Annotated in this window: 19 protein-coding genes and 1 pseudogene; 15 read left to right on the top strand and 5 right to left on the bottom strand. The window is 71.4% G+C overall.

The genetic code is table 11. The annotated features are described in order from the left end of the window. The first annotated feature begins 251 nt into the window (after nucleotides 1-251). Nucleotides 252-590: a hypothetical protein gene (locus tag AB0J80_RS33620; RefSeq protein ID WP_364713247.1), complete on the top strand. Its 339-nt coding sequence runs from the start codon at nucleotides 252-254 to the stop codon at nucleotides 588-590. Here the strand turns inward: AB0J80_RS33620 and AB0J80_RS33615 are convergent. Then, on the bottom strand, nucleotides 587-1,573 hold the full coding sequence (locus AB0J80_RS33615; RefSeq protein WP_364713245.1) for an LLM class flavin-dependent oxidoreductase: 987 nt from the start codon (nucleotides 1,571-1,573) through the stop codon (nucleotides 587-589). The two genes, AB0J80_RS33620 and AB0J80_RS33615, sit on opposite strands and share 4 nt — an antisense overlap. A gap of 44 nt (nucleotides 1,574-1,617) precedes the next feature. Here AB0J80_RS33615 and AB0J80_RS33610 point away from each other — a divergent pair, with 44 nt between their 5' ends. After that, on the top strand, nucleotides 1,618-2,199 hold the full coding sequence (locus AB0J80_RS33610; protein ID WP_364713243.1) for a hypothetical protein: 582 nt from the start codon (nucleotides 1,618-1,620) through the stop codon (nucleotides 2,197-2,199). On the opposite strand, the gene AB0J80_RS33605 is transcribed toward AB0J80_RS33610, so the two are convergent. Then, nucleotides 2,183-3,484: a ferredoxin reductase family protein gene (locus AB0J80_RS33605; protein WP_364713240.1), complete on the bottom strand. Its 1,302-nt coding sequence runs from the start codon at nucleotides 3,482-3,484 to the stop codon at nucleotides 2,183-2,185. The two genes, AB0J80_RS33610 and AB0J80_RS33605, sit on opposite strands and share 17 nt — an antisense overlap. 136 nt (nucleotides 3,485-3,620) lie before the next feature. On the opposite strand from AB0J80_RS33605, the gene AB0J80_RS33600 reads away from it, so the two are divergent. Next, nucleotides 3,621-4,982: an NAD(P)/FAD-dependent oxidoreductase gene (locus AB0J80_RS33600; protein WP_364713239.1), complete on the top strand. Its 1,362-nt coding sequence runs from the start codon at nucleotides 3,621-3,623 to the stop codon at nucleotides 4,980-4,982. Here AB0J80_RS33600 and AB0J80_RS33595 read toward each other — a convergent pair. Then, complete coding sequence (locus AB0J80_RS33595; RefSeq protein ID WP_364713237.1) at nucleotides 4,965-5,615, bottom strand: response regulator transcription factor; 651 nt, start codon at nucleotides 5,613-5,615, stop codon at nucleotides 4,965-4,967. The two genes, AB0J80_RS33600 and AB0J80_RS33595, sit on opposite strands and share 18 nt — an antisense overlap. Nucleotides 5,616-5,787: 172 nt before the next feature. Here AB0J80_RS33595 and AB0J80_RS33590 point away from each other — a divergent pair. Then, nucleotides 5,788-6,459: pseudogene (locus AB0J80_RS33590) on the top strand (phosphatase PAP2 family protein); the annotation flags it as partial. An 18-nt stretch (nucleotides 6,460-6,477) separates the two neighbouring features. Here AB0J80_RS33590 and AB0J80_RS33585 read toward each other — a convergent pair. After that, entirely contained in the window at nucleotides 6,478-8,229 is a 1,752-nt protein-coding gene (locus AB0J80_RS33585; protein ID WP_364713236.1) for an ABC transporter ATP-binding protein, read from the bottom strand. Between the two features lie 77 nt (nucleotides 8,230-8,306). Between AB0J80_RS33585 and AB0J80_RS33580 the strand changes: the two genes are divergently transcribed. The 9 genes from AB0J80_RS33580 to AB0J80_RS33540 all read left to right on the top strand — a co-directional run bounded on the left by AB0J80_RS33580 (nucleotide 8,307) and on the right by AB0J80_RS33540 (nucleotide 18,483). Continuing rightward, complete coding sequence (locus AB0J80_RS33580) at nucleotides 8,307-8,714, top strand: MarR family transcriptional regulator (RefSeq protein ID WP_364713234.1); 408 nt, start codon at nucleotides 8,307-8,309, stop codon at nucleotides 8,712-8,714. A 156-nt stretch (nucleotides 8,715-8,870) separates the two neighbouring features. Continuing rightward, a complete protein-coding gene (locus AB0J80_RS33575) occupies nucleotides 8,871-9,695 on the top strand; it encodes a phosphatase PAP2 family protein (RefSeq protein WP_364713231.1) in 825 nt (274 codons plus the stop codon). A gap of 74 nt (nucleotides 9,696-9,769) precedes the next feature. Then, on the top strand, nucleotides 9,770-10,318 hold the full coding sequence (locus AB0J80_RS33570; RefSeq protein WP_364713228.1) for a helix-turn-helix domain-containing protein: 549 nt from the start codon (nucleotides 9,770-9,772) through the stop codon (nucleotides 10,316-10,318). A gap of 1 nt (nucleotide 10,319) precedes the next feature. After that, a complete protein-coding gene (locus AB0J80_RS33565) occupies nucleotides 10,320-12,494 on the top strand; it encodes an MMPL family transporter (RefSeq protein WP_364713226.1) in 2,175 nt (724 codons plus the stop codon). Between the two features lie 185 nt (nucleotides 12,495-12,679). Further along, nucleotides 12,680-14,230, top strand: a complete 1,551-nt coding sequence (gene mmsA / locus AB0J80_RS33560) for a multiple monosaccharide ABC transporter ATP-binding protein (protein WP_364713223.1) — start codon at nucleotides 12,680-12,682, stop codon at nucleotides 14,228-14,230. Then, the gene (mmsB, locus tag AB0J80_RS33555; RefSeq protein ID WP_364713221.1) at nucleotides 14,227-15,552 is read left to right on the top strand and encodes a multiple monosaccharide ABC transporter permease; all 1,326 of its coding nucleotides are present in this window, start codon (nucleotides 14,227-14,229) and stop codon (nucleotides 15,550-15,552) included. Before mmsA ends, mmsB begins: the two co-directional genes overlap by 4 nt. 59 nt (nucleotides 15,553-15,611) lie before the next feature. After that, on the top strand, nucleotides 15,612-16,718 hold the full coding sequence (locus AB0J80_RS33550; RefSeq protein WP_364713218.1) for a sugar-binding protein: 1,107 nt from the start codon (nucleotides 15,612-15,614) through the stop codon (nucleotides 16,716-16,718). A gap of 80 nt (nucleotides 16,719-16,798) precedes the next feature. Continuing rightward, nucleotides 16,799-18,025, top strand: a complete 1,227-nt coding sequence (locus AB0J80_RS33545; protein WP_364713215.1) for an ROK family transcriptional regulator — start codon at nucleotides 16,799-16,801, stop codon at nucleotides 18,023-18,025. A 50-nt stretch (nucleotides 18,026-18,075) separates the two neighbouring features. Beyond that, entirely contained in the window at nucleotides 18,076-18,483 is a 408-nt protein-coding gene (locus AB0J80_RS33540; RefSeq protein WP_364713214.1) for a hypothetical protein, read from the top strand. Here AB0J80_RS33540 and AB0J80_RS33535 read toward each other — a convergent pair. Beyond that, the gene (locus AB0J80_RS33535; protein ID WP_364713211.1) at nucleotides 18,449-19,075 is read right to left on the bottom strand and encodes a hypothetical protein; all 627 of its coding nucleotides are present in this window, start codon (nucleotides 19,073-19,075) and stop codon (nucleotides 18,449-18,451) included. The genes AB0J80_RS33540 and AB0J80_RS33535 overlap by 35 nt on opposite strands. Before the next feature lie 175 nt (nucleotides 19,076-19,250). On the opposite strand from AB0J80_RS33535, the gene AB0J80_RS33530 reads away from it, so the two are divergent. Both AB0J80_RS33530 and AB0J80_RS33525 read left to right on the top strand, forming a co-directional pair. After that, a complete protein-coding gene (locus AB0J80_RS33530) occupies nucleotides 19,251-21,554 on the top strand; it encodes an EAL domain-containing protein (protein ID WP_364713208.1) in 2,304 nt (767 codons plus the stop codon). A 256-nt stretch (nucleotides 21,555-21,810) separates the two neighbouring features. Next, entirely contained in the window at nucleotides 21,811-22,734 is a 924-nt protein-coding gene (locus tag AB0J80_RS33525) for a sugar phosphate isomerase/epimerase (protein ID WP_364713206.1), read from the top strand. Nucleotides 22,735-22,741: the final 7 nt, after the last annotated feature.

Raw genomic sequence — 22,741 nt, 5'->3', positions numbered from 1 at the left:
CCGGTCAGGTCACTGCCGGCGCCGACGGTCACGGCCTCGGCGGCCATGGCGGGCGCGGCCAGGCCCATCGTGGCGGCCACACCCGCGGCGGCGGCTGTGCCCAGCAGCGTCGTCCAACGCCGCAGACCCTTCGAGGTCGAAGCCTTCATCACAGTGATCCTTCCGAGTTCTCCGCTTACCCCTGAAGCATCCCGACCCGAGGTCAAGGCAAACTCAAGCGCAGTTCCGGATCCCCGCAGGAGGGCGCTGCCGTGCTCGAAGAAGATCATCCAGCCGGTGCCTGGACGCTGCACCGGCGTCGCGACGGGCGGGTCCTGGCTCATCTCGTCCCCACCGGCGGCGACTTTCCCTGGCTGAACGCCCGGGTCGAACCCGCGGACGGCCTCGCGGAGGTCCGGCCGCTCTTCGCCGAGGATCTGCGCCACCTCGACCGCGTCGACGAGGACGCCGAGTCGTGGGAAACAGCGTACGAGGCGATCCGGCAGGCCGTGACGTTGCGGGACCCGGAAGGCCGGGAGGTCCCGGAGTTCCTGCTCCACATCGACGACGTCGAGGCATGGTGGCGGTGGAGTGACGAACCGTTCGGCTAGGAGGCCTTGGCGAGCAGCTCGATGCCACGCTGACGGGCCGCCGCGTCGTAGATCGTGATCGAGAGCATGATCTCGTCCGCGCCGGTCGAGGCGGCGAGGGCTGCGAGCCGTCCGGTCACGGTCGCCGGTGATCCCTGGGCCTGCTGGGCGTGGTAGGCGCGCAGCCGCTCCTCGACCTCGTCCGTCAAGGTCACCTGCGCCGCCTCGGCCGGCGGCAGCAGCGGCTGGTCGGCCCGCCCGGCGAAGAGGCCGGCCTTGACGAGGTCGAGGGGCCGGGCCAGCCGGGCCGCTTCCGCGTCGGTGTCCGCGCAGATCGTCTCCACGGCGATCATCACGTACGGGCGGTCGAGCCAGCGTGACGGCCGGAACGCCTGCCGGTAGCGCTCCAACGCCTCGGTCGTGTTCTGCGGGCGGATGTGGTGGGCGAAGGCGATCGGCAGTCCCAGCTCGCCCGCCAGCGAGGCCCCCGCCGTGCTCGACGACAACAGCCACGGCTGCACGGTCGCGCGGTAGCCCGGCAGCAGCGGCGGTCCGGCCTCACCGGCGAGGTAACCGAGCAGTTCGGTGATCCCCGCACGGTACGTGTCGTCGGTGGTCGGCGCGGCCCCGCGTTGCAGCGCGGCGACGACCATCGGGTCGAACGTGCCGGGTCCCCGCCCGATGCCCAGGTCGATCCGGCCGGGGTGCAGCGCGTCCAGCGTCGCGAACTGCTCGGCGACGGCGCGCGGTGCGTGGTTCGGCAGCAGGACGCCGCCGGAGCCGGCCCGGATCCGGGAGGTGGTCGCCGCCGCGTGCGCGACCAGCACGGGCGGGGCGGCGCTGGCGATGAGGGGAGCGCCGTGGTGCTCGGCGAACCAGGCGCGGCGCAGGCCCAGCTCGTCGGCCCGGCGTACCGCGGCCACTGTGGCGGAGAGCACCTCGGGCGCGGGCCGGGCGTCCTCCGCCGGGGCAACCTCCAAGATGGACAACGGCGGCAGGCTCATGGCCGAACCCTATCAATGCGTTCGAAACGGATGAGGAGCACCACGTGAGGCGATCGACGGCGGTGCTCCTTGCCGCGGCAGGGCTGCTGGCGGCCACGGCTTCCCCGGCGTCCGCCGCTGCGGCACCGGGCCGGCGCGAGTGCGGGCAGCTGAGCATCACGGACGCGCTGCCGGTGCTGCCCGGTGGCCGGCCCGCGCGGCGCAGTGTCGCGGTGGGTGAGGACTGCCGGATCACGTACGGCCGCGTCGTAGCCGGCGAGGGCGGGGGCTACCGGACCACCTCGGAGATGTACGACTGCTGCGGCATCCTCATGACCGCACTCACCACCCGGACGGACGCGACCACGTCGACGTACGACACGCACGTGAACCGTGAGCCGTGGGACGCCGGGTGGTCGGTGGAGTCGGTGACCCGGACCGGCGGCCCGACGGTCACCACGCACGCGGAGTTCGCCTACCGCGGCATCTTCGACCCCACCGGCCACTGGTACCACAACACCCACGACACGTCGGTGACGATCGCGGCGGACGGCACGGCGACCTGCCGCCAGAGTGTGACGCTGCGCCACACGTTCATCGGCTGGCACTGGGAGCACAGCTGCTCCGGCGTCAAGCCGCCAGGCTGAAGCGTTCGGCGTGGACCTGGCGGCGGGGCACCTTGAGGGCCCGCAGCGCCCGGATCACCGCCGCTGTCATCGCCGGCGGCCCACAGACGTAGACGTCGCGGTCGGTGACGTCCGGGACCGCGGACGCGAGGTTGGCCGGTTCGAACGGCGCGAACGGCGGGGTGCCCGTTCCGGTACGCCCGGCGAGCAGCTCGACCCGCGCACCCCGGTCCCGGGCCAGCGCCTCCAGCTCGTCGAGCAGCACCGCGTCCGTACGGCTGTGCACCCGGTAGAGCACCACGACGTCGCCGGACAGCTCCTCGAGCAGCGCCCGGATCGGCGTGATGCCCACGCCCCCCGCGACCAGCAGCGTCTTGTCCCGGGTGCGGTGCAGCGACGTGAAGGCGCCGTACGGCCCCTCGGCGAACACCCGGGTCCCGACCGGGAGGTGCCGCAGCGCCGCGCTGGCCCCGCCGACGGCTTTCGCGGTCAGCCGCAGCGAGCGCCCGTCCGGGGCGGCCGACAGCGAGAACGGGTTGGCCTGCCACCAGCGGGCGTACCCGGGGAACCGCCAGATGAAGAACTGCCCGGCGCGGGCCGGCAGCTTGTCGAGGTCCTTGCCGCGCACGTAGACCGACACGACGTCGTCGGACTCGGGCACCACCGCGGCGACCCGGAACTGGTGGCGGGCGTTGCGCCACAGCGGCATCGCCACCCGGCCGACCAGTAGCGACCCGATCGCGAAGATCCACAGCGCCCACCAGTACGCGGTGGCGACCGGTGCGGCGGTGAACGTGGAGAGCTCGAACAGCTGGTGGACCAGGACGAGCGTGACCGCCGCGTACAGGAAGAAGTGGACGGCGTGCCAGGTCTCGTACTGCAGGCGGCGGCGGGCGTACCGGATCGACACGCCGGCGGCCACCACGATGACGGCGAGCGCGATGATGCCGGCCAGCGAGCCGGCCATGCCGGCGAGGTTGCGGAACTGCTGCCAGACCGTGGAGTGGTAGGCGGTCGCGTAGCCGGTGAGGACGAGGACCGGATGCAGCAGGACGACCCAGAACAGGGCGAACCCGGTCCACCGGTGCCACGAGGTGAGCCGGTCCATGCCGATCCGCCGGTCCAGCCACGGCAGCCGGGCGACCAGCGTCAGCTGGAGGATCATCAGCAGCGCCGCGTGCAGGCCCAGGAACTGGCCCAGGCCGAGGATCGCGTTCTTCGGCTCGGGCGCCACGGTGAAGAACAGCGCCCACACGACGGCGAGGTTGAGGAGCACCGCTCCCCAGAACAGCTGCACGGTCCGCATCGGGACATCATCCCCGTGGCAGGCCCGATGTGAGGGTTCCCACGATCGCCGATTCGAAAAAGCGGGCAAGGTAGCAGGGGACCAGCGCGTTGATACCGTACGCGGAGGAACGAACCGACCACCGGAGGCTCGGATCATGGCTGACAGCACTGCTCGCAGGCACCGCGTCGTGATCGTCGGAGCGGGGTTCGGTGGGCTCTTCGCCACCAAGGCGCTGCGTCGCGCCGACGTCGACATCACGCTGATCAACGGCACCGCCTACCACCTGTTCCAGCCGCTGCTCTACCAGGTGGCGACCGGCATCCTGTCCGAGGGCGAGATCGCGCCGCCGATCCGCGAGATCCTCAAGCGGCAGGACAACGTCGACGTCAAGCTCGGCTGGGTCACCGACGTGGACGTGCAGGCGAAGAAGGTCTTCGTCCAGGCACCCGGCATCGACTACACCGTCGACTACGACACGCTCATCGTCGGCGCCGGCGCCTCCCAGTCGTATTTCGGCAACGACCAGTTCGCCGACTTCGCGCCCGGCATGAAGAGCATCGACGACGCGCTCGAGCTGCGCGCCCGGATCTTCGGCGCCTTCGAGCTGGCCGACCTGCAGCAGGACCCGGCCGAGCGGGAGCGGTGGATGACCTTCGTGGTCGTCGGGGCGGGCCCGACCGGCGTGGAGATGGCGGGGCAGATCGCCGAGCTCGCCCACCGCAACCTGCCCGGTCAGTACAAGCACATCGACCCGCGTAAGGCCCGGATCATCCTCATCGACGCGGTCGACGCCGTGCTGAAGACGTTCGGCGACCGGTTGTCCACCCGCGCGCTGCGGCAGCTGCATCTGCTCGGCGTCGAGGTGGAGCTGGAGACCAAGGTGGTCGGCGTGGACGCGACCGGCATCGAGGTCGACACCCCGCGGGGCCACGAGCGCATCGAGTCGATGACGAAGATGTGGGCGGCCGGGGTCGCGGCGCCGCCTTTGGCCCGCAAGCTGGCCGAGGCCGCCGGCGTGGAGACCGACCGGGCCGGCCGCATCAAGGTGCAGCCCGACTGCACCCTGCCCGGGCACCCGGAGATCTTCGCCGTCGGCGACATGATGGCGCTGGACAACCTGCCGGGCGTCGCGCAGGTCGCGATCCAGAGCGGGCGGCACGCCGCCGACCAGGTCAAGCGCCGGCTCGCGGGCAAGGAGACCGGGCAGAAGTTCACGTACTTCGACAAGGGCAGCATGGCGACCATCTCCCGCTTCCACGCGGTCGCCAGCATCGGCAAGGTGAACGTGTCGGGTTTCCTCGGCTGGCTGATGTGGCTCGCCGTCCACCTGCTCTACCTGGTCGGCTTCAAGAACAGGCTGACGGCCGTGCTGCACTGGTTCGTCAGCTTCCTCGGCCGGGGGCGGTCCGAGCGCGTGGCGACCTTCCAGCAGGCGTACGCCCGGGCCGCGGTCCGTGAGTACGGCGACCCGTTCGAGCGCCGGAAGGTGGCCGCCGGCTCAGACGGCGGGAAGTAGCCAGCCCGTCCCGGCCGCCCGGATGTCGACGCCCAGCTTGCGGCGCAGGGACGCCACGCACAGCGCCACCGCCGCGGTGCCGCCGGGCAGGGTCCGGCCCAGCTCGGCGGCGGTGACGGTCTCCCCGGCGCGGATGACGAGCCGGTGCAGCACCGCGAGCTCGGTGCCCGTCACCGCGACCGTCGCGCCCCCGCGGCGGACGGTTCCGTTGCCGACGTTCACCACCAGGTCGCCGTGCACCAGCGCCATGGCGCTGCTCACGTCCAGGGCGGCGCGCAGCCGTCCGACCACGTGGTCCAGGCTGAACGGCTTGGTGAGGTAGCCGTCGGCGCCGGCGAGCATGCCGGCGATCCGGTCCTCGGCCGAGTCCCTCGCGGTGAGGACCAGGACCGGCAGGCCCGGCCGCTGGACGCGCAGCCGGCGCAGCACCTCGAGCCCGTCCATGTCCGGCAGCATCACGTCCAGCAGCACGGCGTCCGGGGCGAAACCGGCCGCCGTCTCCAGTGCCGTCGTCCCGTTCCCCGCGCTGCGCACCTCCCATCCCTCGTACGTCAGGGCCATCGCGAGCACGTCCGAGATCGTGGGCGCGTCGTCCACGATCAGAATCCGGGGGGCTGTGGTCACCATCGTCATACCGGAATCGTCGGGCCACGCTTTGTGATCGCCCTGAGCGCCGCATGTGCATGCGCTGTGACCGCGTCGTCACGATCAGACGAGCGCACCGGCCGAAAGGCAGAGGCCGGCGAGGATTCGACCAGTCGGACGCCGGATTCGGGTCGGCACCCGTTCACGCCAGGATTCCCCTGTGTTCGCCGACGGGGGAGGGATCGTGGCACGACGAGGATGGCGCGAGATCGCGCTGCTGCTGGGGCTGTTCGGGGCGTACAGTGCGGCGCGGCTCCTGGCCGACCCGCACCTCGCGGCGGCGCAGGAGCGCGCCTCGGCGCTGGTCGGTGCCGAGCGGCTGGCCGGGCTCGACCTGGAGGCCGGCCTCAACCATGCGGTCGCGGGGGTGCCCTGGGCGGCGGCCGCCATGTCCTTCTGGTACGCCGCCCTGCACTACCTGGTGACACCGGCGGTGCTGCTGTGGCTCTACCGGCGTCACCCCGACCGCTACCCGGCGGCTCGCAACGGGCTGGTGATCGCCTCCTCGCTGGGGCTGGTCTGCTACGTCCTGCTGCCGACCGCACCGCCGCGGCTGATGCCCACCGGCTACGTCGACACCCTTGCGAGCACCGCCGACCTCGGCTGGTGGTCGGCCCATGCCTCGGCGCCGGCAGGGATGGGCCACCTCACCAACGAGCTCGCCGCCATGCCGTCGTTGCACGTCGGCTGGGCCTTCTGGGTCGCCTGGGTGCTGCGCGGGCCGCTGCTGCGTCTCGCCGGGGCGCTCTACGCCGGGATCACCGCGCTGGTGGTGGTCGGCACCGCCAACCACTGGGTGCTGGACGCGGTCGCCGGCGTCGCGGTCGTCACGGTGGGAATGCTGGCCGCCTCAGGCCGCCAGCGCCGCGTACCGGCCCCCCTCGGCGAGCAGGGCGTCGTGGGTGCCGGACTCCAGGATGCGGCCGTGGTCGACCACGGCGATCCGGTCGGCGTCGCGCACGGTCGACAGCCGGTGGGCGATGGTGATGGTGGTACGCCCCCGCGCCAGCTCGTCGAAGGCCCGCTGCACGGCACGCTCGGTCTCCGTGTCCAGGGCGCTGGTCGCTTCGTCGAGCACCAGGATGCGCGGGTCCCGCAGCAGCGTACGGGCGATGGCGATGCGCTGCTTCTCGCCGCCGGAGAACCGGTGACCCCGTGAGCCGACGACGGTGTCGTACCCGTCCGGGAGCGCGCTGATCAGGTCGTGGACCTGCGCCGCGCGGGCGGCCTGCTCGATCTGCTCGTCGGTGGCGTCCGGTCGGGCGTAGCGCAGGTTCTCCCGCACGGTGGTGTGCAGCAGGTACGTCTCCTGGCTGACCACGCCGACGATCCGGGCCAGGTCGGTCAGGCGCAGGTCGCGCAGGTCGACGCCGTCGACGGTGATGCGCCCGGCGTCCGGGTCGTGCAGCCGGGCGACGAGGCCGGCCAGCGTGCTCTTGCCCGAGCCGGTCTCGCCCACCAGCGCCAGGGACGTCCCGGCCGGCACGTCGAGGTTCACTCCGGCGACCGCGGCGGTCTCGCTGCCCGGGTACGCGTACGTGACGTCCTCGAAGCGCAGGTGCCCGCGGACCCGCGCCGGGTCGACGTCGGCCGGGTGCTCCGGGTCGGCCACCTCGACGGGCAGGTCGAGGTATTCGAAGATGCGCGCGAACAGGGCCAGCGAGCTGGTCAGCGAGACGCCGACGCCGAGCAGGCCCATGATCGGGCGGAACAGCCCCGCCTGCAGTGCGGTGAACGCGACCAGGGTGCCGATGCTGAGGGTGCCGCGGGTGAACGGCAGGCCGGCGCTGAGGTAGAGGACCGCGGGGATCACGGCGAACAGGATGCTCATCGAGGCCATCCGCCACCGGCCGGCGAGCTCCGAGCGCAGCTCGAGGTCGATCAGCCGGGCGGAGGAGGCCGTGAAGCGCTCGACGAGGGCGGGTCCCGTACCCATGGTCTTGCTCAGCTGCACGCCGCTGATGGACAGTCCCTCCTCGACGGTGACGTTGAGGTCGGCGAGCTCGCGCTGGCGCTGCGCGGTGATCGCGCGGCGCATGCGCGCGACGCGGCGGGTGAGGTGGATCGCCGGCGGCAGCACGACCAGGGACACGAGAGAGAGCTGCCAGGAGAGGGCGGCCATGGCCACCGCGGTGGCGACCACGGTGGTGAGGTTCGAGGCGACCGAGGTTGCGGTCGAGGTGACGACGGACTGCATGCCGCCGATGTCGTTGGTGATGCGCGACTGGACCTCGCCGGTGCGCGTACGCGTGAAGAACGCGACCGACTGCCGGTGCAGGTGCCGGAACACGTCGGTGCGCAGCCGGTGCATGACCCGCTGGCCGACGGTGGTGGAGATCCAGGTCTGGACCACGCCGAGCGCGGAGGTCAGCGCGGCGACGGCGACCATGCCGGTGACCAGCTGGACGAGCAGCGTGAGGTTCTGGTGGGGGAGCGCGACGTCGATGACCGCGCGCAGCAGGAACGGCGACGCCATCGAGATCGCGGACGAGGCCACGATGATGGCGACGACGAGGGCGAGCTGCCCTCGATGCGGGGTGAACAGGCGCCCGATGCGGCGCAGGGAGACCTCCCGCGCCTGAGCCTTCTCGTTGGGTTCCAAGTGCGACCTTCTCTCTGAGATTTGCTGAGGTTACCTCAACATGAGGGAACAACCGCAATCGCTGGTACGGTATTCCCGTGGAGGACAGCACCCTCTCCGAGCTCTTCTGGGCCGTCGCCCGGCGCCTGCGCCACCTCAGCCGCGAGACCCTCGAGCCGCTCACCGTCTCCCCGTCGCAGGGCCGCGCGCTCGCGGTGCTGATGCGCCACGGCCCGATCCGGCCGGGGGCGCTGGCCGGCCACCTGCGCATCGCGGCCCGGTCGGCGACCGAGGTGGTGGACGACCTGGAGGGCCGGGGCCTGGTGCGGCGTGAGCCCGACCCGGCCGACCGGCGGGCGACGCTCGTGGCGCTGACCGACGCGGGAAGGGCGACCGGCGAGCGCATCAAGGCGGCGCGGCACGCGGAGACCGAGCGGTTCTTCGGTGCGCTGAGCGCGGCGGATCGCGCCGAACTGGCCCGCATCCTGCGCGAACTTCGCGACTGACGGCCCGGCGGCGACGCCGCTGCCGGTGAGCGACTGGTCACATCCGGGCGTCCGGGGCGTGACGCCCGGGTGGCTCAGGGGCCAAGATCTACCCTCGGTGCCGCCCGTCGTCGCGGGCGTCGAGGGGATCAGCCGGCGCCAGAACGGGGGGCCACCATGACGGTGGCGGAGGACACCGGCGCTCGCCGCCGGGTGGCGGTGCGGGCCGCGGTGCGCGAGCTCCTGCTGGTCGCGGCGCTGTTCCTGGCGTACGAGGCCGGCCGCATGCTGGCGACCGGGCACGTGACCGAGGCGATGGCCAACGCGACGCACGTGTGGGACTTCGAGCGGGCGCTGCACCTGCCCTCGGAGTCGGCGGTGCAGGGCGCGATCATCGACCATCGGTTCCTGGTGCGGCTGGCGAACTGCTACTACGCGTACGTGCACTTCCCGGCCACCGCGCTCGCGCTGATCTGGATGTACGTCCGCCGCCCGGCCCTCTACCGGTGGATGCGCCGGACGCTGGCCTGCCTCACCGCGATCGCCCTCGTGGTCCACCTCGTCGTGCCGCTGGCGCCGCCGCGGATGGCCGCCGTCGCCGGCCTCCTCGACACCGGCCACCTCTACGGGCCGGCGGTCTACGGCTCACCCGCCACCGACACGGTCAGCAACCAGTACGCGGCCATGCCCTCGCTGCACGTCGGGTGGGCTCTCGCCGTCGCGATCGTCCTCATCACCGCGGGCACCGGCCGCCTGCGCTGGCTGTGGCTGGCCCATCCGCTGATCACCCTGCTCGTGGTCGTGGCGACCGGGAACCACTACTGGCTGGACGCGATCGTCGCGGTGGCGCTGCTCACCATGGTGCTGCTGGTGCTGCCCCGCCCGGCGCTCGTCACGCCTCCGGCGCCGGAGATCGTCCCGCCGGCGGCGACCGTTCCGCACCCGCGCACTCCGGGCTCGTGGGTCCCCGAGCAGCCGCGGGAGCCCGTCGGGCGCCCCTGATCTTTCTGTTGCGTGTGCCACTTTCCTGACCGATCGGCCAGTCTCTGACCGATCGGTCAGGCATGCTCAGAGCCATGGCACGCGTCAGTACCCGCGACGAGATTCTCCGCGTCGCCGCCGAGCAGTTCGCCCATTTCGGCTACAAGGGCACCTCCCTGCAGGACATCGCGGCCGAGGTCGGATGTTCCAAGGCCACCCTGCTCTACCACTTCGCCGGCAAGGACGCGATCCTCGCCGAGCTCACCGCACCCGCCGCCCGCGAGCTGGCCGACCTGGTGGCCCGGCTGGCGCCGCTGGACGACACGGCCGTGCAGGCCGCCGCCATCGAGGGCTTCGTGGACCTGGTGCTGCGGCACCGCCGGGAGGCCAAGGTCATCTATGGCGGCATCCCGCAGTTCCTGCAGGAGCCCGCCTTCGCCGACCTGCTGCCGCTCACCGACGCCCTCTGCGCCGCGTTCGCCGGGCGCTCCACCGAACCGGCCGCGTGCATCGCGGCCGAGGTGGTGCTCTCCGGGATCGTCACCGTCGTCATCGACGAGGAGCGCGAGCCCGCCGAGCTGCGGGCCGCCCTCGTCGGCGTGGCCCGGCGCGCCCTTCTCACCCGACCCGACGACAAGGACTGACATGGCAACCCTGCTCTACCGGCTCGGCCGGGTCTCCTTCCGCCACCGCAGGCTCGTCGTGGTCCTCTGGCTGGTCCTGCTCGGCGCCCTCGGCGGCGCGGCGTTCGCCTTCCAGGGGCCGACCTCGAGCGACTTCACCATGCCCGGCACCGAGTCGCAGCGCGCGATCGACGCGCTCCGGCAGGAATTCCCGCAGGCGAGCGGCGCCACCGGCACCATCGTGGTGGCGGCGCCACAGGGCCGGGCGCTGACGGAGCCGCAGCTCACGAACGCGGTGCAGGGCCTGGTCAAGGAGGCCGCCACCCTGCCCGGCGTGGTGGGCGCGGTCGACCCCTTCCAGGCCCGGGCGCTGTCCCAGGACGGCCGCTACGCGCTGGTCCAGGTCCAGTTCGCCGAGCGCGCCGACGCGGTCACCAAGGACCAGCGGGAAGCGTACGAGCACAGTGGGGCGTCCGCCGAGGCCGCCGGGCTGCGCGTCGAGCACGGCGGTGAGGTCATGAACGCCGAGCCCGAGGTCGGCGGCACCGAGGCCATCGGCGTGGTCATCGCGCTCGTGGTCCTGGTGGTCACCTTCGGCTCGCTGGTCGCGGCCGGGATGACCATGCTCAACGCGCTCATCGGCGTCGGCGCGGGCATGGCCGGCCTGTACGCCCTCAGCAGCGTCGTCTCGCTCACCAGCACGGCTCCCGTGCTGGCGCTCATGCTCGGCCTCGCGGTCGGTATCGACTACTCGCTGTTCATCACGTCCCGTCACCGTCAGCACCTGGTGGAGGGCATCGAGCCGGAGGAAGCCGCCGCGCGGGCGGTCGGTACCGCCGGTTCGGCCGTCGTCTTCGCCGGTATCACGGTGATCATCGCCCTGGCCGGCCTGGCCGTCGTCGACATCCCGTTCCTCACCGTCATGGGCCTGGCCGCGGCGGGCACGGTGGCGGTGGCGGTGCTGGTCGCCGTGACCCTGCTGCCCGCGCTGCTCGGCTTCGCGGGTGCGAAGGTGCTGCCCCGGCGGTTGCGCGCGGGCCGGGCGGGCCACGCCACGCTGAAGGAGGGCTTCGGCTTCCGCTGGGCGCGGATCGTGACGCGGTTGCGCGTACCCGTGATCCTGGTCGGAATCCTCGGCCTGGGCGCGCTGGCGCTGCCCGCCACCGGCATGCGGGTCGCGCTGCCGGACGCGAGCGCGAGCGCCGAAGGCACGCCGGCGCGCGAGGCCGCCGACCTCATCACCGCGGGCTTCGGGCCCGGCTTCAACGGCCGCCTCGCCCTCGTCGTCTCCAGCGACTCGCCGCAGCAGACCGCCACCGCCGTCACCGAGGTGAACCAGGTCCTGCAGGGTACGCCGAACCTGCTCGCGGTCACCCCGCCGAACCTCAGCGGGGACAAGCGCACCGCCCTGCTCGGCGTCATCCCGACCGCCGGCCCCACGGACGAGGCCACCGAGAAGCTCGTCGAGACGGTCCGCGCGCGCACCCGCGGCCTGAACGGCGCCGACATCGCGCTGACCGGGCAGACCGCCATCGGCATCGACGTGTCCGCGAAGCTGTCCGACGCCATGCCCGTCTACCTGCTGCTGGTCGTCGGGCTCTCGGTGCTGCTGCTGATGCTCGTCTTCCGCTCGGTGCTGGTCCCGCTCAAGGCGGCGCTCGGCTTCCTGCTCACCGTGGGGGCGACCTTCGGCGTCACCGTGCTGGTCTTCCAGGAGGGGCACCTGGCGGACCTCGTCGGGCTCTCCACCCCGGGACCGCTGATCAGCTTCCTGCCGATCCTGCTCATCGGCATCCTGTTCGGCCTCGCGATGGACTACGAGGTGTTCCTCGTGTCGCGGATGCGCGAGGACTTCGTGCACGGCGCGGGCCCGCAGGAGGCCACGATCAGCGGCATGGGCCACGGCGCCCGGGTCGTCACGGCTGCCGCGCTCATCATGACGTCCGTCTTCGCCGGTTTCGTCCTGCTGGACGACCCGGTCATCAAGTCGATGGGCTTCGCGCTCGCCATCGGCGTGGCGATCGACGCGTTCATCGTTCGGATGACGATCGTGCCCGCGGTGATCTCCCTGCTCGGTCGCTCAGCGTGGTGGCTGCCGCGATGGCTGCAGCGGCTGCTGCCCAACGTCGACATCGAGGGAGAAAAGCTCCGCATGCAGCTTGACCAGGCATCCGACAAGGTTCCGGTCACTGTCTGAACCGAGTAGGAGCGGGCTGTCGTTACGGCAGCCCGCTCTTTCATTGCCGGATTGTTACCTAGCCGGTGGATCTCGAGACTTGCGAGGTTTCTTCGCGGAGGAATAGGTTGCCGTCGGCAACAAAACTCAGCGTTAACTCGACCCCTCCCGGAGGCATCCATGACGTTCGCGAGGTGGTGCGTGCGATGACGACATCCGCCCCCATCCTCCTGGAGATGCGTTCCATCACCAAGGAGTTCCCCGGCGTCAAGGCGCTCTCCGACGTCAACCTGGTGGTCCGGGCCGGAGAGATCCACGCCATCTGCGGGGAGAACGGCGCCGGCAAGTCCACGCTGATGAAGGTGCTCAGCGGCGTCTACCCGTACGGCAGCTACTCGGGTCAGATCGTCTACCAGGGCCAGGAGGTCCGGTTCTCGGACATCCGGCAGAGCGAGCACGCGGGCATCGTGATCATCCACCAGGAGCTCGCCCTCATCCCGGACATGTCGATCACCGAGAACATCTTCCTCGGCAACGAGCCGCGCAAGCGCGGTGCGATCGACTGGAAGTCCGCGCAGCGCCAGGCACTGGACCTGATGGCCCGGGTCGGCCTCAGCGAGGACCCCGACACCCTGATCAAGGACATCGGCGTCGGCAAGCAGCAGCTGGTGGAGATCGCCAAGGCGTTCGCCAAGGACGTCAAGCTGCTCATCCTCGACGAGCCCACCGCGGCGCTGAACGAGGCCGACTCGCAGCACCTGCTCGACCTGCTGCGCGGCTTCCGCGAGCGCGGGGTCACCTCGATCATGATCTCGCACAAGCTGAACGAGATCGAGGCGATCTCCGACGAGATCACCATCCTGCGGGACGGCAAGACGGTCGAGACGCTGAACATCAAGCGGGACGGCGTCGACGAGGACCGCATCGTGCGTGGCATGGTCGGCCGCGAGCTCGGCAGCCGGTTCCCCGACCACACCCCGAAGATCGGCGAGACCTTCTTCGAGGTGCGCGACTGGACCGTCCGGCACCCGATCTCCACCGAGCGGCTGGTCTGCAAGGGATCCAACTTCCACGTCCGCCGCGGCGAGATCGTCGGCTTCGCGGGCCTCATGGGCGCCGGCCGCACCGAGCTGGCGATGAGCATCTTCGGCCGGTCGTACGGGGTCTACCTCGGCGGGCAGATCATCAAGGACGGCAAGGAGATCCAGCTCAAGTCCGTCGCCGACGCGATCCACCACGGCCTGGCGTACGTGAGCGAGGACCGCAAGGCGATCGGGCTCAACCTGCTCGACGACATCAAGACGTCGACGGTCGCCGCCAAGCTCTCGAAGATCACCAAGCGCGGTGTGATCGACGAGGTCGCCGAGTACAAGGCCGCGGAGGCCTACCGCAAGGATCTGCGGACCAAGGCGCCCACCGTGGACGAGGGCGTCTCCAAGCTCTCCGGCGGCAACCAGCAGAAGGTCGTCCTGGCGAAGTGGATGTTCACCGACCCCGACCTGCTGATCCTCGACGAGCCCACGCGGGGCATCGACGTGGGCGCGAAGTACGAGATCTACGGCATCATCCAGCGGCTCGCCGACCAGGGTAAGGGCGTCATCGTCATCTCCTCGGAGCTGCCCGAGCTGATCGGGCTCTGCGACCGCATCTACACCGTGTTCGAAGGCCAGATCACGGGCGACATCGCCCGCCAGGACGCGGACCCGGAGACCCTCATGAAGCAGATGACCTCGACGAAGAAGATGCAGACCCGATGAGCCGATTCAAGGACCTTCAGAAGAACCTGTTCGGAGGCACCACCTCCAACGCCCGCCAGTTCGGGATGATCTTCACCCTGGTGGCGATCGTCCTGCTGTTCCAGTTCCTCACCGCGCGCGACCTCGGGGTGCCCTTCAGCGAGGGTCTCACCCTGCGGCCGGACAACCTGATCGCGCTGTTCCAGCAGAACTCCTACATCCTGATCCTGGCCATCGGCATGCTGATGGTGATCGTGGCCGGGCACATCGACCTGTCGGTCGGCTCGGTCGCCGCCTTCGTCGGCATCCTGGTCGCCAAGTCCATGGCGGACTGGTCGCTGCCCTGGCCGGTGGCGATTCTCTTCGGCCTCGGCATCGGCGCGCTCATCGGTGCCTGGCAGGGTTTCTGGGTGGCCTACGTCGGCGTCCCGGCGTTCATCGTCACGCTGGCCGGCATGCTGCTGTTCCGCGGCGCCAACCAGTTCGTCGGCAACGCCGACACGATCCCGGTGCCCGAGGGCTTCCAGGACATGGGCGGCGGCTTCCTGCCGGAGATCGGCCCGGACACCGGCTACAACAACCTGACCCTGTTGCTCGGCCTCGCTGCCTGCGCCGCCGTGGTGTGGCGGGAGATGCAGGCCCGGCGTACCCGCAAGGAGATGAACGCCGAGCCGGCGCCGATGTGGGTCTCGGTCATCCGGATGGCCATCATGGTCGGCGTCCTGATCTTCCTCACCCTGCGGTTCGCGGGCGGCCGGGTCGGCACCAGCTTCCCCATCTCGGGCCTGATCCTGGTCGTGCTGGTGATCGTGTACGGCTTCTACACCCGCAACACCGCGGGCGGCCGGCACATCTACGCGGTCGGCGGCAACTCCCGCGCCGCGGAGCTCTCCGGCGTGAAGCTCCGGCGGGTCAACTTCTTCGTCATGATGAACATGTCGATCCTGGCGGCGCTGGCCGGCATGATCTTCGTGGCCCGCTCCGGGGCCTCCGGCCCGCAGGACGGTCTGAACTGGGAGCTCGACGCGATCGCGGCCGTCTTCATCGGTGGCGCGGCCGTGTCCGGCGGTATCGGCACGATCTCCGGCTCCATCGTCGGTGGTCTGGTCATGGCCGTGCTCAACAACGGCCTGCAGCTGCTCGGCGTCGGCACCGACCGGGTCCAGATCATCAAGGGCCTGGTCCTGCTGCTCGCCGTCGCCCTGGACGTCTACAACAAGAGCCAGGGCCGCTTCTCGATCATCGGGAGCATCATGCGCCCGTTCCGCCGGGAGGCACCCGCCGTACCGGCTTCATCGTCCGGAGCGGGCAGCCAGCCCGCCAAGACGACGGTGGCCGGCTGACGGTCCACCGACCCCCCTCTCACCCCGCAACACCTCCAAAAGAAGGGCAACAACCCCCCATGCGTAACTTCTTCGGCAAGTCGGTGGCCGTGGGTGCCATCGCGATGCTGGCCCTGACGGCCTGTGGCTCCGGCCGCGACGACGAGACCAAGCCCGGCTCCAACGGTGGGTCGGAGAAGGGCTTCGCGGCCAACTCCCTCATCGGTGTGGCGCTTCCCGCGAAGACCTCGGAGAACTGGGTCCTCGCCGGTGACCTGTTCACCAACGGTCTGAAGGAGGCCGGTTTCACGGCCGACGTGCAGTACGCCGGCGCGTCGACCACGGTCGCCGACCAGCAGGCCCAGATCACCGCCATGACCACCAAGGGCGCCAAGGTGATCGTCGTCGGCGCGACCGACGCCGCTCAGCTGTCGACCCAGATCGCGGCGGCCCACAAGGCCGGTGCCAAGGTCATCGCGTACGACCGCCTGATCCTGAACACGCCGGACCTCGACTACTACGTCGCGTTCGACAACTTCAAGGTCGGCCAGCTCCAGGGCCAGGCCCTGCTCGACGGCCTCAAGAAGAAGAAGGCCAAGGGCCCCTGGACCATCGAGCTGTTCTCCGGTTCGCCGGACGACAACAACGCCGGTGTGTTCTTCAAGGGCGCCATGGACGTGCTCCAGCCCGAGATCGACAAGAAGAACATCGTGGTCGGCTCCGGCCAGACCGACGTCAAGCAGACCGCCATCCAGGGCTGGAAGGCCGAGGGTGCGCAGGCCCGCATGGACCAGCTGCTGACCTCGACCTACGGCAGCAAGGAGCTCGACGGCGTGCTGTCGCCGAACGACACGCTGGCCCGCGCGATCATCCAGTCGATCAAGAGCCGGAACAAGCCCGTCCCGGTCGTCACCGGTCAGGACTCCGAGGTCGAGTCGGTCAAGTCGATCATGGCCGGCGAGCAGTACATGACGATCAACAAGGACACCCGCAACCTGGTGAAGGAGACCATCAACATGGTCAAGGCCCTTCAGGCGGGTAACGAGCCGCAGATCAACGACACCAAGTCGTACAACAACGGCACCAAGGTCGTCCCGACGTACCTGCTCCCGCCGGTCGCCGTGACGAAGGACAACGCCGCGGAGGCGTACGCGAACGACCCGAAGCTCGCGCCGCTCACCAAGTAATCCCGCAAGGCCTTGGGTCCCCGGAGCGCGCCTCCGGGGACCCTTTGCCGTCTGCGCCCGTACCCCAGAGGAGCCCTGTCGTGGTCGCACCGTTGCGGCGCGGCCTGCGCGCCGGACCAGCCACCCCACCCGACCAGAACCCGCCCGCCCCGCCGCCCGCGGCCGCCGGCCAGGAGGAGATCCGCCGCCAGAACCTCGGCGCCGTCCTGCGCTACGTCCACGTGCACGGGCCGACCTCCCGCGCCGAGCTGACCAGCCGGCTGGGCCTGAACCGCAGCACCATCGGCACGCTCGCCGCCGACCTCGTCGCCTCCGGCCTGGTCTCCGAGGACGTCCCGACCACCGCCCGGCGGGCCGGGCGGCCCTCGCTCGTGGTCACCCCCCGATCCGAGCGGGTCTACGCCCACGCGGTGAGCATCGAGCCACACCGGCTCCGCGCCGCACGCGTCGGCCTGGGCGGCCACATCCTGCACCTGCGCGAGTCGCCCCGCGCGCCCGGCACCGCGCTGCTCGACACGATCGACGACCTGGTCGCGCTCCTGCGGGCCATGCCGCACGACCCCGGTGCCGACACCGTCTGCGCCGGCGGGGCCGTGGCGGTGGCGGACACCGCCCGCGACGAGGACGGGGCGGTCCCGGCGGCGCTGGACGCCGCTCTCGGCACGGCGGAACCGGACCGCCCCGGCTTCGTCGCCGGCGACATGGCCGACCTCGCCGCGCTGGCCGAGCACACCCGCGGCGTCGCGGCCGGCATCGCCGACCTCCTCTACCTGTACGGCGACGTCGGCATCAGCGCCGGCATCGTCACCGGCGGCCGCCTGATCACCGGTCACGACGGGCACAGCGGCAAGGTCGGTCACATGGTGGTCAACCCGCACGGCCATCGGTGCGTCTGCGGCTCCCGGGGCTGCTGGGACACCGAGGCCGGAACGACGGCCCTGCTGCGCCGCGCGGGCGCCCCGGCCGGCACCAGCCCGCTCGCGGTCGTGCGGGCGGCGGCGCTCGGCGGCACCGCGGCCCGCGATGCCCTGTACGGCGTCGCCGACTGGCTGGGCTTCGGCGTGGCCAACCTGGTCAACGTCTTCAACCCGGACGTCGTGGTCTTCGGCGGCAACCTGCGCGAGGTGTACGCCGCGGGCGCGGCGACCGTCCGCCGCCGCCTCGACACGATGGCGCTGCCCGCCTCCCGCGAACACCTCCAGCTGCGCGCCGGCGCGCTCGGGGCGGACGCGCCCCTGATCGGAGCGGCGGAGATCGCCTTCGAGAACCTGCTCACGGACCCGTTGAACGGAGTGGTCGCGGGGTAGGTGTTGCCGGGTAGGAGGAGACTGGGCACGGCGAGACGACGGAGGCGAGCATGGCGCAGTACTCGGGCACGGCGGACCGGCGCTGGACCGCCCAGCTGCCCTGGCTGCTGCCCCCCGTGGTCGAGATTCCCGTGGTCGCGGCCCTCTGCTCGAGCCTCGCGCCCGTCGGCCGGGAAGCCGTCTTCGGCACCCCGGGCAGTCAGGCCGCGCTGCTCGTGGCCTTCCTGGCGGCGGTGGCCGGGTTCGCCGCGACGGTCCGCGGCGTCCGCGGAGTGACCCAGGCGCTGGTCGGCGGCGGGCTCGCGGTGACGGCCGGGGTCGTGGCGGCGCTCGCCGCGGGATTCCTCGCCGGCTCGTACCCGTTGCTCGGCCTCCTGACCGCCCACGCGGCCCTGTCGGTCGCCATGCTGGCGCGCGGCGCCCTCAGTAGCCCGGAGGGTAGTGCCGCCGGGCGCTGAGACCCGGCAGCAGGCACAGCGCGGCGACGAAACCGCCCGCGAGCGTCATCAGGTACGCCACCACGAGCGTGTCCGGCCCCCCACCGAGCATGACCGCGAGCACCACCAGCGCGAACCCGAGCAGGGCGGGGCCGGCCGCGAGCACCCACGCCGCCGTCTTGTGCGCAGCGCTCCACCGCGGCGACCCCGAGATCAACAACATCCCGGCGAACGGGCCGAGCACGGGCAGCACCACGGCCCCGGCGGTCAGCAGCGCCAGGCCGGCGTACTCGGCTCCGGAGGAGGGCGCCGCCGGCACGGCCGGAGCGGGAACCGGCCGCCGCAGGTGAGCGGGCACCCGCCCACGCCGGGCCGCGGCGGCCAGCGACTCGGGCGACCCCAGCCGGCGCAGGATCTGCGCGGGATCCTCGACCGGGCCGCCGCTCACGGACCGCCGCAGGGCGATGTAGTCGGCGACCGTGGTCATCAGCTCGTCCCGCAGCTCCGGCTCGAGGTCGTCGGTGGCGGCCCAGAGTGCCGCCAGGTAGTCGAGGACGAGCGCGTCCGTGTGCGCCAGCGGCGCGGTGTCGGTGGAGTACGGCCCGGACGTCATCGTTTTCCCCCTGAGAGCTTCGGCCGGCACGGTGCAGCCAGCATCGCCGCAGGCGTACCGGTGGCACATCCGACCGGGGACCGGCCTTGCCCCTCACCCCTCTGTCTTTCGGCCGACCCCCTGCGCGTGGCCCGGTTTTCCTAACCCGTCGAGCGCGACAGCCGATCGACCGGTCATGGCCGAGGACAGGCGCGCGCCCCTGCGCTACGTGTGGATCGTCGCCGGCCTGGCGCTCGTCAGCTCGCTGTGGTTCGCGGTCTGGAGCACCGTCGGGGCGGGGCCGGTCTGGATCGCGTACCTGACCATGCCGCTGGGCGGGGCGGTCGCGATCGTGGCGGTGCACAGGCTGGGGCGCATCGTGCGGCCGGACGCGGTGGCCCGGAGGTTCTGGCGGAGCCTGCTGGCCGGAACCGGCTTCATGACCGTCGGTTACGGGCTGATGGCGGTGAACGCCGTTCGCAACACCGTGGGTGACGACCCGCCGGACATGACGATCACCTCGGCCGCCTGTGTCGCGCTCGGTTTCGGGTTGGCCATGTGGGCCGTCGCGCGGGTGCCGGTGGAGGCGGGCGGCCCCGGCGAGCGCCGGCGGATGAACCTCGACCGGACCATCGCGTTCCTGGGGTGTTCGACGCCGCTCTGGTACTTCGGGCTGGCTCCGATGCTCACCGCCGACGACCGGTGGAGCCCGCAGACGCTGGTGCTCATCGGGCTCGCATTCCTCATGTCAGTCGGCGGTATCACGAAGGTGGCGTACCTCGGTGACGGGCCGGTCGACCGGACGGCGCTGCGGCTGGTGGCGACCATGGGCCTCACTGCCGCCGGGGTCGCCGTGCTGGCCACCACCTATGGGGACGCCGGCGGGCCGCCGTCGCAGGCCGTCGTGCTGCCGCTGGCGCCTCTGGTGCTGGTGCTGGCCGTACGGGCGCAGTGGAAGGCCGCCCTCGGCCGCGGGCGGGTGTCGCGCCGGTCCTCGCCGCTGCTGCCGTACCTGGCGGTCGCCTCGGTGGACCTGCCGCTGCTCGGCATCGCCGTGCGGGAGCTGCGCTGGACCGACCGGCTGGTGCTGGTGGCGGCCGTGGTGGTCAGTGTGTTCGTGATCGTCCGGCAGTTCGTGGCGTTCCGGGACAACGCCCGGTTGCTGCGGGACATCCGGGCGCAGGAGGAGCGCCTGCAGCACGAGGTCAGCCACGACGGGCTGACCGGCCTGGCGAACCGGGCGATGTTCCGGGGCCGGCTGCAGGCGGCGCTCGCGGCGGGCGAGAGCGCCACCGTGCTCCTGGTCGACCTCGACGACTTCAAGACCGTCAACGACTCGCTCGGCCACGACGTCGGCGACCAGTTGCTCGTCTCGCTCGCCGCCATGCTGCGGGAGCAGGCCGGCGACGGCCTGCCGGTGCGGATCGGCGGCGACGAGTTCGCCGTGCTGCTGGTCGGGGGTACGACCGTGGGGGAGACCGTCGCCCAGCGGATCCTGGACGCCCTGACCGAGCCGATCAGCGAGCACACGCTGCTGGTGCAGGCGAGCATCGGGATCGCCACCGCAGAGCCGGGTGCCTCCGTCGACCGCGTGCTGCGGGAGGCCGACGTCGCCATGTACGCCGCGAAGCAGCGGGGCAAGGCCGCGTACGTGCGTTTCCTGCCCGGGATGGCCGAGCCGGTCGTGGCGCACATGCGGCTCGGTGGGGAGCTGCGCCGCGCCGTCGACGAGGGCGAGCTGGAGGTGTTCTACCAGCCGATCATGGCGTTGGACACCCGGAAACTGGTGGGCGTCGAGTCGCTGGTGCGCTGGAACCACCCGGACCGGGGCCTGGTGATGCCGGGCGAGTTCATCCCGGCGGCCGAGCGTACCGGCCTGATCGTGCAGGTCGGGCGGTTCGTCCTGCGCGAGTCGTGCCGGCAGATCGCGGCGTGGCTGGGCGAGTTCGGCCCGGACGCGCCGGTCAAGGCGGGCGTCAACGTGTCGGCGCGGCAGCTGCACGACCCGGACTTCGTCGCCGACGTGCTCGCCGCGCTCGACGAGTCCGGCCTGGCGCCCGATCACCTGGTGCTGGAGCTCACCGAGTCGGCGGTGCTGCGGGGCAGCCAGATCTCGCAGAGCCTGCACGAGCTGGACGCGGCGGGTGTCCGCCTGGCGCTCGACGACTTCGGCACCGGCGAGTCGTCGCTGAGCCTGCTGCGGGCGTTCCCGGCGGCGATCGTGAAGCTCGACAAGTCGTTCGTGGACGGCCTGGAGATCGACGACGTGGACCCGGAGAGCCGGGACGCGCGGCAGGCGGTGGCCCGCGCGGTGATCCAGCTCGCCGGCGCCCTGCGCCTGGACTCCGTGGCCGAGGGAATCGAGAACGAGGCGCAGGCCGAGCGGCTGCACGCCCTCGGTTACACGCTCGGTCAGGGGTACCACCTCGCGCGGCCGATGTCCGCGGAGAACCTGACAGCTCTGCTGGCGGCGCAGCGGCAGGCCCTCCCGGCAGCCTGAACGCGCTCTCTTCAGGCGTGTGTCCGACCTATCCACTTAGTCGGTCTCGAAGGCTTTGACGGGACTTCGGTATGATCCCGTCGAAACTTTTGTATTTTTCGAAGATTCTTTTCGCCACTAGAGCGAAACCTTTGATTACCATCAGTCTTCGAACGACTTCGATGCAAGACAAGTACTCCGGCGTGGCACATGCCCGATCCGGGCGCTTCCGCGTGCCCACGTCCACCGGCACCACCTACCGGGAGGCAGTGCAGCGATGCAGAACGAGTCCACCGTCAGCCGCCGACACCTACTCGGAGCGGCCGCCGCGGGTGCCGCCGCGATCAGCACCGGCGCCGTCGCCGCGTCGCCCGCCGAGGCCAGCGGCCGGGGCGGCCGTCCGTCCCGGGTCCCGCGCGACAGGATCAGCGTGCAGCTCTACACGCTGCGCAACCAGCTCGCCATCGACCTCGACGGCACCCTCGCCGAGCTGGCCGAGATCGGCTACACCCGGATCGAGCACGCCGGCTTCGTCGGGCGTACGGCCGCCGAGTTCCGCGCCGCGCTGGACCACGCCGGACTGCGCGCCACCTCCGGGCACGTCGGGATCCCGCAACCGTTCGACGCGGCCACCTGGGAGCGGGCGCTCGAGGACGCGGCGATCGTCGGCAACAGGTACATCGTCCACCCGTACTTCGGCGCCGGAGCCGACGGCCAGCCGATCCGCGACAGCGCGGTCTACAAGGCCTTCGCCCGGGACCTCAACAAAGCGGGCGCGCTGGCCCGCAAGCACGGGCTCAGCTTCGGCTACCACAACCACCACAACGAGTTCGCCCGTCAGGACGGCGGCACCCGTACGGGATACGACGTCCTGACCAGCGAGACCGACCCCGGCCTGGTGCACCTGGAGGTGGACCTCTTCTGGGCGTTCCGCGGGGCGCACGACCCGGTCGACCTGATCCACGAGAACCGGGGCCGGATCCGCCAGGTGCACGTCAAGGACCTCGCGCCCTCCGGCAGCTTCGCCGACCCCGGCACCGGGCTCATCGACTTCGCCCGCATCTTCGAGCACTCCCGCGAGGCCGGGCTCGTGGAGTACATCGTGGAGCGCGACGACGCCGGCAGCCCACCCCGGACCCCGGCCGACGCGCTGATCACCGCGGAGGTCGGCTACGACTACCTCGCCAACCTGCGGTTCTGAGGGGAGA

It is taken from the genome of Actinoplanes sp. NPDC049548, assembly GCF_040676695.1.
In the GTDB taxonomy this organism is placed as follows: Bacteria; Actinomycetota; Actinomycetes; order Mycobacteriales; family Micromonosporaceae; genus Actinoplanes.
This window is presented reverse-complemented; position numbering and strand designations above follow the sequence as displayed.

What these genes read in the sequence shown, in the direction of transcription:
- AB0J80_RS33575 (WP_364713231.1), top strand. Translation starts at nt 8,871, where the DNA reads ATGACGGTGGCGGAGGACACCGGCGCTCGCCGCCGGGTGGCGGTGCGG.
- AB0J80_RS33595 (WP_364713237.1), bottom strand. Translation starts at nt 5,615, where the DNA reads ATGACGATGGTGACCACAGCCCCCCGGATTCTGATCGTGGACGACGCG.
- AB0J80_RS33525 (WP_364713206.1), top strand. Translation starts at nt 21,811, where the DNA reads ATGCAGAACGAGTCCACCGTCAGCCGCCGACACCTACTCGGAGCGGCC.
- AB0J80_RS33530 (WP_364713208.1), top strand. Translation starts at nt 19,251, where the DNA reads ATGGCCGAGGACAGGCGCGCGCCCCTGCGCTACGTGTGGATCGTCGCC.
- AB0J80_RS33535 (WP_364713211.1), bottom strand. Translation starts at nt 19,075, where the DNA reads ATGACGTCCGGGCCGTACTCCACCGACACCGCGCCGCTGGCGCACACG.
- AB0J80_RS33570 (WP_364713228.1), top strand. Translation starts at nt 9,770, where the DNA reads ATGGCACGCGTCAGTACCCGCGACGAGATTCTCCGCGTCGCCGCCGAG.
- AB0J80_RS33565 (WP_364713226.1), top strand. Translation starts at nt 10,320, where the DNA reads ATGGCAACCCTGCTCTACCGGCTCGGCCGGGTCTCCTTCCGCCACCGC.
- mmsB (WP_364713221.1), top strand. Translation starts at nt 14,227, where the DNA reads ATGAGCCGATTCAAGGACCTTCAGAAGAACCTGTTCGGAGGCACCACC.
- mmsA (WP_364713223.1), top strand. Translation starts at nt 12,680, where the DNA reads ATGACGACATCCGCCCCCATCCTCCTGGAGATGCGTTCCATCACCAAG.
- AB0J80_RS33550 (WP_364713218.1), top strand. Translation starts at nt 15,612, where the DNA reads ATGCGTAACTTCTTCGGCAAGTCGGTGGCCGTGGGTGCCATCGCGATG.
- AB0J80_RS33540 (WP_364713214.1), top strand. Translation starts at nt 18,076, where the DNA reads ATGGCGCAGTACTCGGGCACGGCGGACCGGCGCTGGACCGCCCAGCTG.
- AB0J80_RS33615 (WP_364713245.1), bottom strand. Translation starts at nt 1,573, where the DNA reads ATGAGCCTGCCGCCGTTGTCCATCTTGGAGGTTGCCCCGGCGGAGGAC.
- AB0J80_RS33600 (WP_364713239.1), top strand. Translation starts at nt 3,621, where the DNA reads ATGGCTGACAGCACTGCTCGCAGGCACCGCGTCGTGATCGTCGGAGCG.
- AB0J80_RS33605 (WP_364713240.1), bottom strand. Translation starts at nt 3,484, where the DNA reads ATGCGGACCGTGCAGCTGTTCTGGGGAGCGGTGCTCCTCAACCTCGCC.